Source organism: Dyella ginsengisoli LA-4 (assembly GCF_000334915.1).
In the GTDB taxonomy this organism is placed as follows: domain Bacteria; phylum Pseudomonadota; class Gammaproteobacteria; order Xanthomonadales; family Rhodanobacteraceae; genus Dyella_A; species Dyella_A ginsengisoli_A.
In genome coordinates, this window is record NZ_AMSF01000088.1 from 63,280 (window position 1) to 76,410 (window position 13,131).

At 64.8% G+C, this 13,131-nt stretch carries 12 protein-coding genes and 1 pseudogene; 12 read left to right on the forward strand and 1 reads right to left on the reverse strand.

All coding sequences use genetic code 11. The annotated features are described in order from the left end of the window. Nucleotides 1–11 precede the first annotated feature (11 nt). From C693_RS24440 to C693_RS22230, 12 genes and pseudogenes are all read left to right on the forward strand, one after another. On the forward strand, nucleotides 12–857 hold the full coding sequence (locus C693_RS24440) for a transglycosylase SLT domain-containing protein (RefSeq protein ID WP_017463875.1): 846 nt from the start codon (nucleotides 12–14) through the stop codon (nucleotides 855–857). 164 nt (nucleotides 858–1,021) lie between these two features. After that, nucleotides 1,022–1,429, forward strand: a complete 408-nt coding sequence (locus C693_RS0119030) for a TrbC/VirB2 family protein (protein ID WP_017463876.1) — start codon at nucleotides 1,022–1,024, stop codon at nucleotides 1,427–1,429. Further along, on the forward strand, nucleotides 1,422–1,730 hold the full coding sequence (locus tag C693_RS0119035) for a type IV secretion system protein VirB3 (RefSeq protein WP_017463877.1): 309 nt from the start codon (nucleotides 1,422–1,424) through the stop codon (nucleotides 1,728–1,730). Before C693_RS0119030 ends, C693_RS0119035 begins: the two co-directional genes overlap by 8 nt. A gap of 48 nt (nucleotides 1,731–1,778) precedes the next feature. Beyond that, complete coding sequence (locus C693_RS0119040; protein ID WP_017463878.1) at nucleotides 1,779–4,268, forward strand: VirB4 family type IV secretion/conjugal transfer ATPase; 2,490 nt, start codon at nucleotides 1,779–1,781, stop codon at nucleotides 4,266–4,268. 26 nt (nucleotides 4,269–4,294) lie between these two features. Beyond that, nucleotides 4,295–5,074 carry a DUF4141 domain-containing protein gene (locus tag C693_RS0119045; protein ID WP_017463879.1) on the forward strand — a complete coding sequence of 260 codons (780 nt, stop codon included), beginning with the start codon at nucleotides 4,295–4,297 and terminating at the stop codon, nucleotides 5,072–5,074. Nucleotides 5,075–5,133: 59 nt separating this feature from the next. Next, complete coding sequence (locus C693_RS22225) at nucleotides 5,134–6,228, forward strand: type IV secretion system protein (protein WP_017463880.1); 1,095 nt, start codon at nucleotides 5,134–5,136, stop codon at nucleotides 6,226–6,228. 92 nt (nucleotides 6,229–6,320) lie between these two features. Next, on the forward strand, nucleotides 6,321–6,734 hold the full coding sequence (locus tag C693_RS24510; RefSeq protein WP_430536815.1) for a DUF4189 domain-containing protein: 414 nt from the start codon (nucleotides 6,321–6,323) through the stop codon (nucleotides 6,732–6,734). Nucleotides 6,735–6,772: 38 nt separating this feature from the next. Next, nucleotides 6,773–7,231, forward strand: a complete 459-nt coding sequence (locus C693_RS23225; protein ID WP_198506907.1) for a DUF4189 domain-containing protein — start codon at nucleotides 6,773–6,775, stop codon at nucleotides 7,229–7,231. A 27-nt stretch (nucleotides 7,232–7,258) separates the two neighbouring features. Beyond that, nucleotides 7,259–7,591: a hypothetical protein gene (locus C693_RS23880; RefSeq protein ID WP_157798665.1), complete on the forward strand. Its 333-nt coding sequence runs from the start codon at nucleotides 7,259–7,261 to the stop codon at nucleotides 7,589–7,591. After that, a complete protein-coding gene (locus C693_RS0119055) occupies nucleotides 7,588–8,388 on the forward strand; it encodes a hypothetical protein (RefSeq protein ID WP_017463882.1) in 801 nt (266 codons plus the stop codon). The genes C693_RS23880 and C693_RS0119055 overlap by 4 nt, the downstream gene beginning before the upstream one ends. 741 nt (nucleotides 8,389–9,129) lie before the next feature. Then, a pseudogene (locus tag C693_RS24515) lies at nucleotides 9,130–9,336 on the forward strand (peptidoglycan-binding protein); the annotation flags it as partial. 21 nt (nucleotides 9,337–9,357) lie between these two features. Next, nucleotides 9,358–9,852 (forward strand): XVIPCD domain-containing protein, encoded by a 495-nt coding sequence (locus tag C693_RS22230; protein ID WP_198506910.1) that lies wholly within the window; start codon nucleotides 9,358–9,360, stop codon nucleotides 9,850–9,852. 102 nt (nucleotides 9,853–9,954) lie between these two features. Here the strand turns inward: C693_RS22230 and C693_RS0119070 are convergent, their stop codons facing one another. After that, on the reverse strand, nucleotides 9,955–13,104 hold the full coding sequence (locus tag C693_RS0119070) for an efflux RND transporter permease subunit (protein ID WP_017463885.1): 3,150 nt from the start codon (nucleotides 13,102–13,104) through the stop codon (nucleotides 9,955–9,957). Nucleotides 13,105–13,131: the final 27 nt, after the last annotated feature.

Below are 13,131 nucleotides of genomic sequence, written 5' to 3' on the forward strand. Positions count from 1 at the left end.
AGGACTTCTTCATGTTCGCCGGAATCGACCTTGCGATGTGCCCCAACCTTGCCGTCCCGGCCGAGGTGATGCAGCACGTCGCCGAGGTGGAATCGGGCAACAATCCCTTCGCCATCGGCGTAGTGGGTGGACGGCTGCAGCGCCAGCCACGCAACCTGGCCGAAGCGACGGCCACCGCGCGCATGCTGGAGAGGCGGGGATACAACTATTCGCTGGGGATCGCCCAGGTGAACCGCGCCAACCTGGGGCATTACGGACTGGACACCTACGCCAAGGCCTTCGATCGCTGCAGCAACCTGCAGGCGGGCGCCAGCATCCTCGCCGACTGCTACGCCCGCGCCCGGGGCGACTGGGGCAAGGCGTTCAGCTGTTACTACTCGGGAAATTTCGTCACCGGCTACCGCGACGGCTACGTACAGCGGGTATACGCCTCGATGGCCGCGCCCGGCGACCGTCGCGATGGTGGGAACGCCATCCCGCTCGCACCGGGCGAGCCCGCCCGTCGACGCACGGATGGGCGGCCGGATCCTGCGCCCAGCCGCCTCGTCGCCTTCCGCAGCGTGGCGATGGATATGGCCGCCACGGCCGTCGTATCGAAGGTCGCCCGGCAGTCAATGACACCTGCGGCCGATGTCCACGGAGGCAGCAGCGCGCCTGTAGCGGCCGTTACGCCCACTCCGACCCCGCCGGTCGTCGCACGACCTGCCGGGGCGCCGACCGACGATGTCTTCCACCCCATCGTTCGCGGCCCCGGCGATGCCACCACCACCGCCAGCGTCCGGCCATCGCCGGCGCAGCGGGCGGTCGATCGCGCCGACCTGCGCCAGGAGCATGCCGATGCCGCCTTCGTGTTCTGAAACGGTCCGCGCGCGACGCGTACGTCACCGATCCGGCCAACTGGCCAACGCCCGGACGCGAATCTGCTCGCTCCCGGGTATCCACCGGGCGGTCGCCCCTGACGGCCGCCCAACTTCCGGCCATGCACCTGGCCACCCGTTCAACGTCGACAAGGAAATTCGAGATGGCTCCGAACCTGACCCGCAAGGACTCCGTGCTTCATTCCCAGCGCACCCGCCTGTTCGTCTTCATGTGCCTCGCCGCCCTCGTGGTGTTCGTGCTTCCGGGCACCGCGTTCGCCCAGGATGCCAGTGAGACGATCGCCACCACCTGTGGCTTCGCCAGCAACATCAACAAGATCCTCAACGCCGTATCGATCGTGGTGGTGACCATTGCGGTGATCTTCTCGGGCTACCAGATCGCCTTCGCGCACAAGCGCATCTCCGATGTTTCGCCGGTGCTGATCGGCGCGATCCTGATCGGCGCGGCGGGCCAGATCGCCAAGATGTTCCTGGCAGGCAGCACCCAGGCCTCCGGTGCGACCGCCTGCACGGCGCAGGTGATCACGCATCTGCTGAACCACTATGCATAAAAACGCGCTGTTCCGTGGCTGCACCCGCCCGCCGATGTTCCTCGGCGTGCCGTACGTGCCGTTCTTTCTCGGCGCGGGCGGATGCATGCTGCTGGCGATGTACACCAACCTGTTCTACCTGCTGCTGATGCCGGTGGTGATTTTCGTGATGCGACAGATGGCGCGTCGCGACGAGATGATCTTCCGCCTGCTCGGCCTTCGCCTGCAGTTCCGCACACGCATGCGCAACATCCGGGAAAACGACGGCATGTGGGTGTTGACGCCCAACCTCTATCGCGACCCGGCCAAAACCAAACCGTGAGCCTCTCCGGGCACCCCGCAGCCGCGGGGTGTCCTCTGGATCTTCGTCATGCCCAAAGCCGCCTTCATTCCCGATACGCCGATCAGCGAGTTCGTCCCGCTGTCCACGCACGTGTCGCCTACGGTGCTCAAGACCACTGGAGGCGACTTCCTGCTGGTGTGGCGGCTGGGAGGGCTGCCGTTCGTGGGCCGAGAGGAGTGGGAGATCGAGCACAAGCACAATGTGTTCAACCGCCTGCTGCAGACCCTGCGCGCACCGGACTTCGTCAACGTGGCGTTCTGGGTCCACGACATCCGGCGTCGCCGCCGCCTGCGTGACCACAGCCGGTTCGGCCAAGCCTTCAACCAGTCGCTGTCCGATGCCTATTTCGAGGCGCTGTCATCGCAGAAGCTGATGCAGAACGAGCTGTACCTGACCCTGCTCTATCGCCCCGTGGTGAGCGGCAAGCGTTTTGCGGAGAAATCCGCCGACCTCACTCGGCTGGAGGCCGAGCAGGCCGATGCGGTCAACACCATTCTGGAGCTGGCCGGCAACGTCGAGGCTGTGCTGAAGGACTATGCGCCTTACCGGCTGGGCATGTACGAGGCGGCCAACGGCGTGGTGTTCTCCGAGGCGCTGGAGTTCTATGGCTACCTGCTGAACCGCATCGACGAGCCGGTTCCCGTGCTGCCGGCCCCGGTGCCGGAGTACCTGCCGCTCAGCAAGCAGCGCTTCTCGGCCAAGACCGGCGACTTCGTACTCACCACACCCGACGGCGCCAACCAGTTCGGCGCGATTCTCAACATCAAGGAGTACACCGAGGGCACCTATCCGGGCATCCTCAACGGCCTGAAGTACCTGGATTTCGAGTACGTCGTCACCCACTCCTTCAGTCCGATGGGCCGGCACGACGCGCTGAAGGCGCTGGACCGCACCAAGGGCATGATGATCTCCTCCGGCGACAAGGCCTTCAGCCAGATCGCCGAGCTGGACCAGGCGATGGACCAGCTAGCCTCCGGCAACTTCGTGCTGGGCGAGTACCACTTCAGCATGGCCATCTACGCCGCCAGCCAGGAGGCGCTCTCACAGCAGATCGCCACCACCCGCGCCGAGCTGTCCAACGCCGGCTTCGTCTCGGTGAAGGAGGATCTCGCCGTCACCGCCGCGTTCTACGCGCAGTTCCCGGGCAACTGGAAGTACCGCACCCGGCTGGCCAACGTCAGCTCGCTGAACTTTCTCGGCCTGTGTCCGCTGCACAACTTCGCGACCGGCAAGAAGGACAACAATCCCTGGGGCGCGTGCGTCACCACGCTGCAGACCACCAACGGCCAGCCGTATTACTTCAACTTCCACGCCACCCACCCGGCGGAAAACTCGCTTGGCGAGAAGGCGATCGCCAACACGATGGTCATCGGCAAGTCCGGTACCGGCAAGACGGCACTGATCAACTTCCTGCTCAGCCAAGTGCAGAAGCTCGACCCCACGCCAACGATCTTCTTCTTCGACAAGGACCGCGGCGCAGAGATCTTCGTGCGCGCCTGCGGCGGCAATTACCTCGCACTGGAGAACGGACGTCCGACCGGATTCAACCCGTTCCACTGCGAGCGCACCGAGGCCAACGTGCAGTTCCTGGCCGAACTGGTGAAGGTACTGGTCGGAAAGTCCGTGTACAGCTCGCGCGAGGAGGAGGACATCTTCCGCGCGGTCGAGAACATCCTCGATACACCGATGCACCTGCGCACGATGACCAACTTCCAGAAGAGCCTGCCCAACATGGGCGACGACGGCCTGTACATCCGCATGCGCAAATGGACTGCCGGCAACTCGCTGGGATGGGTGTTCGACAACCCAGTCGACACCATCGATCTGGAGAAGGCCAGCATCATCGGCTTCGACTACACCGACATCATCGACAACCCCGAAGTCCGCGTGCCGGTGATCAACTACCTGCTGCACCGGCTGGAAGCGCTGATCGACGGCCGGCCACTGATCTACGTGATGGACGAGTTCTGGAAGATCCTCGACGGCAAGGGCGGCCTGAAGGAATTCGCCAAGAACAAGCAGAAGACCATCCGCAAGCAGAACGGCCTGGGCATCTTCGCCACGCAGAGCCCGGAGGACGCACTGGCCAGCGACATCGCCGCCGCCCTGATCGAGCAGACGGCGACGATGGTCCTGCTGCCCAACCCCAACGCCAGCCGCGAGGACTACGTCGACGGCCTCAAGCTCACCGAAGCGGAGTACCAGGTGGTGGTCAGCCTGGACGAGCGCTCCCGCTGCTTCCTGGTCAAGCAAGGCCACGCCAGTGCCGTGTGCCAGCTCAACCTGCGCGGCCTCGACGACCACCTGGCGGTGATATCGGCCTCCACCGACAACATCGAGATCATGCATGAAGTACTCGGAGACCGCGCAGCCGCCGAGGGCTGTGCTCCTGACGACCTCAGGCCGGAGCAATGGCTCGCCATGTTCTACGAGAACCGCAAGGGGAGCGGCAAGGCGAGAACCGCACCCACACCATCGCTACGCACGACCGCTGCCGCCCAGCAGGCAGGCATCTGACCCACCCCATGCGAAGGAGAATCACGATGATCCAGGCATCCAACAAGCACCGCCGCAAAGAGCTCGCAGCCAAGGTCGTGTGGACGTTGGCCTCGGCATTGGCCGTGTGCCTTCTCAGTCCGAGCACACGCGCCCAGTGGGTCGTGGTCGACCCCACCCAGATCGGGCAGGATGCCACGAACTTCGCCAAGACTATCGCCCAGTACACCAAGGAGATCGCCCAGTATCAGGCCGTTCTCCAGCACTACCAGCAGCAGCTGATCAGCCTGACGCAGATGAACTTCAGCCTGCCAACGATGCAGAACGCCTATCAGGAGATATCCCAGAGCGACATGCAGAAGCTCGCCGCCGATGCGTGTCCAAGTGTCAGCGGGAGCGGTACAAGTGGTGTCCTGAGCGGCCTGCTGCAGATCTTCACGCCGGATGCAAACAAGTCGATCCTCGAGAACCAGCAGAAGATCTGCATCCAGATCCAGTTCCGGCAGATGGACAAATACAACCTCACGGTGAAGATGCTCAGCCGGATCCAGGACTACTCATCGAACATGCAATCCATCTCAGGGCAGCTTGCCCAGGTCGGTACAAGCCAGGGAGCCATGGACGGCGTGAAGGCGAACATCCAAGCCAACAGCTTGGCGATGAGCACGGAGATGCAGCTCTGGGACAGGCAGGTCCAGGCTGACGACCAGATGATCAGCTACCTGAAGAACCAGCAGTCAGTGCAGGCTCGAGCCATCTTGAGCGGGAGCAATACCACACTAGGGAATGTCGTTCAGGCTGCAACCTTCGCCGCGGCCTTCCACTGAGCACCTCATCCCCGGCCGGGCATGTGGAACCGCCCATGCCATGACAGGAAGTTAGCGAAATGGGCTTCGTCTACTACGTCCTCATCTACAACTGGCTGAGCGACAAGATCAACACGTTCGGCATGAACCTGATGAGGAACCTCATGTCCTGGGCCAGTGCCGTAGCGCTGGTTCTCGTTACCTTGTGGATCATGATCCAGGGTTACCGGATGATCACCGGGCAGTCGCGCGAGTCGTTGATGGCGATGGTAACGAACATGGCACGTATCGTGGTGATCGTGACCGCGGCAACGACCATGGCGATCCTCGGTAGCAACCTGCACACGCTGCTGACGACGGAACTGAGCACGGACATCAATCAGCTTTTTACCGGCAACAACGAAACCGCAGCGCAAACCATCGACGAGAATCTGGCCTGGACGCAGCTGGCCCTGGCCTCCATCGATGCCGTGCAGATCGAGCCTGGTGATACCGACCTGGCCAGCACAAAATCGCGCGCACTGCTGATGGCGGGCTTCGGCACGGCCAGTCCGCCCATGGCGGCAGGCGCCATGCTGCTGCTGTACCAATTCACGCTGGCGCTGTTCATTGGCCTTGGACCGCTGTTCATCCTTTGCCTGATCTTCGATCAGACCAAGGATCTCTTCCGACGCTGGCTCCTCTACGGCATAGGAACGGTTTTCTCGATGGCCGCGCTGTCGTTCGTCAGTTCGATCGTGCTTCAGCTCACGCTGCGCGTCTCTTATGCACTCTGGACGTCGAACATGATCAACAATCTGACCAAAAATGGAGCTGAGGGCCTTTCCAGCCAGGCGTTACAGCAAGGTGGTCTCGGATTGCTCCTGACCGTACTCATCATTTCCGTCCCGCCACTGGCGGCGAACTTCTTTCAGGGAACCATGGGCGCGTTCTACTTCAACTCAGCATTCGGTCATGGCGGCGGAGCGCGGCAAGGACCTGATGGAAGGCTGCAATCTGGACTCGGCTACTCAGGGAATGGTCGTCCACAAGCTATAGGCCAACAGACCACCCCGGAGCAACGGCGCACGGGGGGAGAAGTCAGCTCGATCAATCTCGGCCGGATGACTGGCAATACGAGTACTTCGCAGGCGGACATCATGAAATCAGCTCGTAACCCCATAGCGAAAAATTGATGATGAAAGATGCGCTCTTGAGATGCGTGCCGCTCCTGGCGCTGTGCATGCTTGCAGGGAAGGCTCACGCGCAAGCGGCATGCCCGCCAGGAATGGTTCCCTACGGCACCGGGACGGATATCAGCACCTGCGGCCCTGACGATAGCCAACAACAGGGTAGCCAACAGTCGCTGCCGCCTCCTCCGTTGTGGGTGGAGCGCTGGGGAGCGATTGCAACCGACTTCGCGCACTCAAGCGCTGGCGCATCTGTTGACCAGAAGGACAAGAAAAGCGCGGAAAAGGCAGCGATGGCAAACTGCCGATCTAATGGCGGAGTAGCTTGCGAAATCGAACTGGACTATGCCAATGGGTGCGCGGTCTTGGTAATAGGCAAGACTGGGCATAACGCCAAGGCAGGAGAGACCATCGAGAGTGCGACGCATAAGGCCATGGAGGTGTGCGAGGCGTCAGACACCAAGTGCTTCGTCTACTATTCAGCCTGCAGCCTCCCCGTGAGGGTGAGATAGTGCGATCGCGGCGCACCTATTTCTTGTTACTGCTCGGCATGCTGCTTCTGTTGCCGATGGCGGCCCACGCCCAGAACCAGTGTCCCCAGGGGCAGTATCAGGCGCTGCCACCAGGTACGCCCGGTCCCGGTCGATGCGTTCCGGTTCCGCGCAACCTGCAGGGTGTGGCGCTACCGTTGCCGCAGGCGGCGACGCACTGGGGCGCCATTGCGGCCGACGCAACAAATGGACACTTCGGTGCTGCGCACGATTTGCCGAGCAAGCGAGCTGCGAAGGAGCAAGCCCTGGCGCAGTGCCGGCGCGATGGTGGGACGCATTGCACAGTGGCAACGGCGTACGGCAATGGTTGTGGTGCGTTGATCGCCGGGGACATGGCTTGGCAAGGTTTCGCCGATGTCACGTTCGAGCACGCGAAGCAAACCGGCATCGAAGCCTGCAAGAAGGGCGGCAACGAAAATTGCCGGGTCGTCTATTCGGACTGCAGCCCAGGACAGTGAGCCGGGCACACACATGGAGGGAACCTCGTGAAAAAGCCCACCTACATGAAGATCCTTGCTTTCGGTTGCCTGCTGGCATGCAGCGGCGGAGCGGTAGCACAGGGCTACTACGAGCCCATCCCCTACTACGGGAATGATCCCTTTGTGTTCTGCACGTTCGGGGTCCCCACCGATTGCTGGTTTCCCATCAACCCGGCAACCGGCACCTTCGGCGTCTGGAACTACTACTGCTTCAACCCCGTTTCAGCCGCCCAGTACGCACGCGTCTGCCCACACGCCTTTGTCCCCGTCGGCCAAGTGAAAAGCCCGAGACGGGAGATCGATAAGGAACGGAAGTCCGCAAGATCCGGGATCTCATGAAGATGGCCAACCGGAAGCTGACAGCCAACGCGCTGGTGGCACTGCTTGCATCTGCCTGCATGATATTGGCGACCGCGGCTGCCTCCGGCAGCGCGCCGCTGAAGACCATGAGCCCAGCAAAGGACCGTCCCTACGCACTCCTGCGCAAACGCTTGTTGCTGGATGGATGGCTACCCATACAGAACGCGCGGTGCGTGCAAGAATCCAGGCGAGCGCAGGCATGCAATCGCTGGCTGGAGCTGCAGCGATGTGAAGGCGGCGGGCGCTGCCTGATGCAATGGGGCGACGGGGACGGCGCCAGGATCATGCGGGTGGAGGTCTCCGGCGTGCCGGCCGGCGACGAGGCGGATCCCGTGCAGGCCCAGGCAACGGTGATCGATACCGCCGAGCGTCCGGTGCAGGCGGCATCGCCTGCTGCCGTGCGCTGTCCCGCGACCGATTTCGGGCCTTTCCTGCGCGCCTTCGCCGGTACGCCCGCGTTACGGCGGGCATTCGTGGCGCCATTGGTGCGGGCGACCGTGCTGGTGTCCGACGCCGAGGGGGACCGACTGGAGCCGGCGTATGTCCGCGGCGACCGGGAGGACGTGTTCAACATCGCCTATCGCGCGGGCGCCTTCCATCACGTGGGCGTCGATGGCGTCGATGCCGACCCGCTCCCGCTCGACATCCGCGCATCGACGCCAGACGTGCGTGAGGTCGGTTACGTCTACGGCTCGTCGGAGGGCCGCAGCTTCGAATTCACCCGACGCAAGGACTGCTGGTATCTGACCGGAAACCCACGACCCACAGGCCCCTGAGCAGCCGACACGAAATCCCTGGAGCACTACACGGAGGTAGTTACCCATGTCCCGCTACACCATCAGCGAGAGCGTCGGCTCGCGCACGCTCCCGGTCCATTCCTACGAAGACCTGCACAGGCACCACCCGAGTTCCGGGCGCGAGCCCAACCGCCAATACGGTACGGTGCATGGGGAACTGGAGGAGATCCGTCGGGTCGACGGGCGGGTGTTCGTGAAGAAGGACTTCGTCCTCGCGCAGGACGCCCCGGGTCCGGTGGAGATTCCGGCACCGGTCTCCGGCTACGCGCATTTCCTGCACGACACCTGGAACACGGTGCAGATCTACGACAAGCCCTACGGCACCCCCGGTGCGCGGCGCGAAGGCCAGGTGCTGCACATGGTGCGCGGGAGCTCGCCGTTCGGCGAAGGTGCGCACATCAACTATGGCCAGCCCTTGGGCGAGATGGGCCAGACCGGCAGCCCGGGCTCGATCCACGCGCATGTGGAGCTGGAGGTCGGACAGTTCGAGCGCTACATCAGCGACATCAACAACGGCACGATCCGCCCCGGCGTGGTTCCGCGCCCGGGCTCGGGCGGCACCACGGAAGCAGCGGCCGACGTGCTCGAGGATGGAAGCAGGGGCCACGACGTCACTCGGCTGCAGCAGCAGCTGGCGCAGCTCGGGTACCACGGCACGGCCAGGACGGCGCGACGCTTGCGGCCGATGGAGTGTTCGGCGCAAACACGCGGCAGGCAGTGGTGGCGTTCCAGCATGACCACGGGCTCGTCGTCGACGGCAAGGCCGGTCCGCGTACGGGTGCCGCCATCGACAGCGTCCTCGCCCAGCACCGCACCGCCGAGCTGCAGGCCGGGCTCAACCGCCTCGGCTACACCGGCAGCGACGGTCACGCCCTGCAGGTCGACGGCCAGTTCGGCGCCCAGACGACCTTTGCGGTACGGGCGTTCCAGCGGGACCACCAGCTTGCCGTGGACGGCAAGGTCGGGCCACAGACACAGGGCGCGCTGGATCAGGCACTGAAGATGCATACCGCGCCGCCGCGCGCGTCGGCCGCCACCCTGTTGAGCGACCCGGCGAACCCGGACAATCCGCTTTACCGGCAGGCACTCGAGCAGGTTCACAAGATCGACGCGGACATGGGACGTCCCTCTGATGAACACAGCGAGCGGCTTGCCGCTGCACTGGTGGCGGCGGCCAAGGCCCACGGCCTGACCCGGATCGACGCCGTCGCGCTGAGCGAGGACGGTTCGCGCACTTTCGTCGCCCAGGACACCACGCCCATCCGGCGGATGGTCGAGGTCTCGACGGCCGAGGCGGTGCGCACGCCGATCGAACAGAGCAGCGCCAAGGCGCGGCAGGTTCAGATGGAGGCACCTGGGACTACTCCGTCCCCATCACGGATCCACGCCGTGTCGGCGCACCCGGGTGGGGATACTCCGCCTGCCGCCACCCTGATGGCCTGAGGCACGGCGTGAAGATGCGCGGCGGCTCGTCGACACAGCGCGCTCGCAGCGCTGCCGTTCCTCGGCCGCAACAGCACGCGCCGATACCCGCCGCAGCGGGTATCAGGCGCTGGCCAGCTTCCGCAACCGCCGCGCCGCACGCCGCTCGCGGCGCTTCTCCCGCCGCACCCGCGCCCGCTCGGCCAGGCACGAGAAGATCACGTACAGCGCCGGTGTGCTGAGCAGGGTGAGGGTCTGCGAGATCAGCAGGCCGCCGATCATCGCGATGCCCAGCGGGCGGCGCAGCTCGGAGCCTTCGCCCAGACCGATGGCGATCGGCAGGGCGGCGAGGATGGCGACCATCGAGGTCATCATGATCGGGCGGAAGCGCACGATGCAGGCTTCACGCGCCGCTTCCAGCGGGGGCTTGCCGTGCTCGCGCTGCGCGACCAGCGCGAAGTCGATCATCATGATCGCGTTCTTCTTGACGATGCCGATCAGCAGCACCAGCGCGATCATCGCCACGATGGAGAGCTCGGTGTTGGTCACCACCAGCGCGGCCAGCGCACCGACTCCCGCGGCCGGCAAGGTGGAGAGAATGGTGACCGGATGGATCAGGCTCTCGTAGAGCATGCCCAGCACGATGTAGACGGTGACGATGGCCGCCAGCATCAGCCACAGCATGTCGCCCTGCGACTGCTGGAAGCGGCGGAAGTCGTCGCCCAGGCCCACCCGGATGTCGCCGGGCATGCGCATGTCCTTCACCACCTGGTTGATGATCTGCAGCGCCTGGCCCATCGACGCCCCGGGCGCGAGGTTGAAGCTCAGGTCCATCGTGGTCATCTGGTTGACGTGGCTGATCTGCGACGGCGCCAGCCCCGGCTCCTGGTGGGCCACCGCGGTGATCGGCACCATCTTGCCGGTGTTGGAGCGCACGTAGATGCGGTTGAGCGCCTCCGGTGACGCGGTCTGGCTCGGCAGCGCGTTCACCACCACCTTGTACTGGTTGACGTCCGAGTAGATGGTGGAGACCTGGCGCTGGCCGAAGGCATCGTAGAGCGCGCCGTCGATGGTGGCCATGGAGATGCCCAGCCGCGAGGCCGCATCGCGGTCGACCACGATGTTCTGGCGCAGGCCGCCCTCCTCCACGTCGGAGCCGACGTCGCGGAACAGCTTGTTCTTCGCCAGCTCCTTCACCAGCTTCGGCAGCCATACCTCCAGCTCGTCGAGGTTGTCGCCCTGCAGCGAGATTTCGTACTGCGCGCCCTGGTTGCTGTTGCCGCCGCCGCTGGGCAGGTCCTGGATCGGCCGCAACCGCAGGTTGAGGTCCGGATACTTGGCGGCCTTGGCGCTGAGCCGGTCGAGCACGGCGAAGGTGTCGTCCTTGCGGCCTTCGGCACGGGTCTTGAGCTGGATGTCGAACGAACTGGCGGCGCCGCGCCGGCTCGTGCCCAGGCGAGAGCCGACCACCGCCACGTCCTTGTCGGCCAGCAGCATGTCCACCAGTCGCTGCTGGCGCTTGACCATGTCCTGGAACGACACGGTGGCGCCGGAGGTGGCGAAGCCATGGATCAGCCCGGTGTCCTGCGGCGGGAACAGGCCGGCCTTGACCTTGGCGAACAGCACTACGGTCAGCACGATCAGCACCAGCGGCGTGAGCGAGAACGCCAACGCGTGACGCAGCGAGAAGTTCAGCGCGCGCACGTAGATGCCCAGCATCCGCTCGTGGGCACGGTCCAGCCAATGACCCAGCCGCGCGAAGCGACGCGGACGTTCAGCCCGGTCTTCTGCCGCGTGGCCCTGCAGGAACCGCCCGCACAACGCCGGCGTGAGGGTCAGCGACACCACTGCCGATACCGCGATCGCAGAGATCAGCGTCATGGTGAATTCGCGGAAAAACATGCCGACGATGCCGCTGGCAAACAGCAGCGGGATGAATACGGCGATCAGCGAGGCGGTGATCGAGACGATGGTGAAGCCGATCTCCCGCCCGCCGCGCAGCGCCGCCTCCAGCCGCGGCACGCCCTCGTCGATGTGGCGGATGATGTTCTCGATCACCACGATCGCATCGTCCACCACGAAGCCGATCGCGATCACCAGCGCCAGCAGGGTGAGGTTGTTGAGCGTGTAGCCGAGCACGTACATCATGATCGACGCGCCGGCCAGCGACAGCGGCACCGCGGCCGCGGCGATCAACGTGGGCGCCAGCCGACGAAGGAACAGCGCCATCGTCAGCACGACCATCGCCAGGCTGATCAGCAGGGTGACCTGCACTTCGCGCAACGAGGCGCGGATGGTGGGGGTGCCGTCGAAATAGGGGGTGAGCTTGGTCGCCGGCTGCAGGAAGCTGCGCAGCTCCGGCAGCGTTGCGCGCACCCGATCCACCGTGGCAATCACGTTGGCGTCCGGCTTCTTGTACACGTACAACAGGATCGCCGGCTGGTGCCCGAAGGTGCCGGCCTGGTAGGCGTCCTCGGGGCCGTCGTAGACGCGGGCCACGTCGCGCAGGCGGATGGTGGTGCCATTCTTCACCGCCACCACCAGGTTGGCGAAGTCGGCGGCGGTGTGCAGCTCGTCGTTGGCCGTCACCAGCAGGTTGGTGACGCCGTTGCTCAGCGTGCCCAGCGGCGAGCTGACGTTGGCGGCGTTGAGCGCGTTGCGCAGCTGGTCTGGCGAAAGGCCCATCGAGTTGAGCTTGCGCAGGTCCACGTCGACCCGGACGGCCGGGGTCGCCGCGCCGGCGATCTCCACCGAGGACACACCCTCGAGCTGGGTCAGCCGCGGCATCAGGAAGGTGTCGGCCACGTTGTAGAGGTCGGTGGCCGACTGCGTCTGCGAGGTCAGCGCGAGGATGATCACCGCGTCGTCGTTGGGGTTGGCCTTCTGCAGCGAGGGCGCGTTGGTCAGTCCCGGGGGGAGATCCGGCGCGGCCGCGTTGATGGCCTGCTGCACATCGCGTGCGGCGGCGTCGAGGTTGCGGCTGCCGTTGAAGATCATGAAGACGAACGTCCGGCCTTCCGAGCTGCTCGAACGCATCGTGTCGATGCCCGGCACCTGGCCCAGGTGGCGCTCCAGCGGAGCGGCCACGGTGGCGGCCATGGTGGCGGCATCGGCCCCGGGCTGGGAGGTCTGCACGAAGATCGCCGGAAACTGGATGGTCGGCAACGCCGACACACCGAGCAGGCTGTAGCAGACGGCACCGACCAGGAACAGGCCGATGGCCAGCAGCGAGGTGCCGATCGGACGGCGCACGAAAAGAGCGGAGATGTTCATGCAGGAGTCGGGGCCATTGCGCGAGGG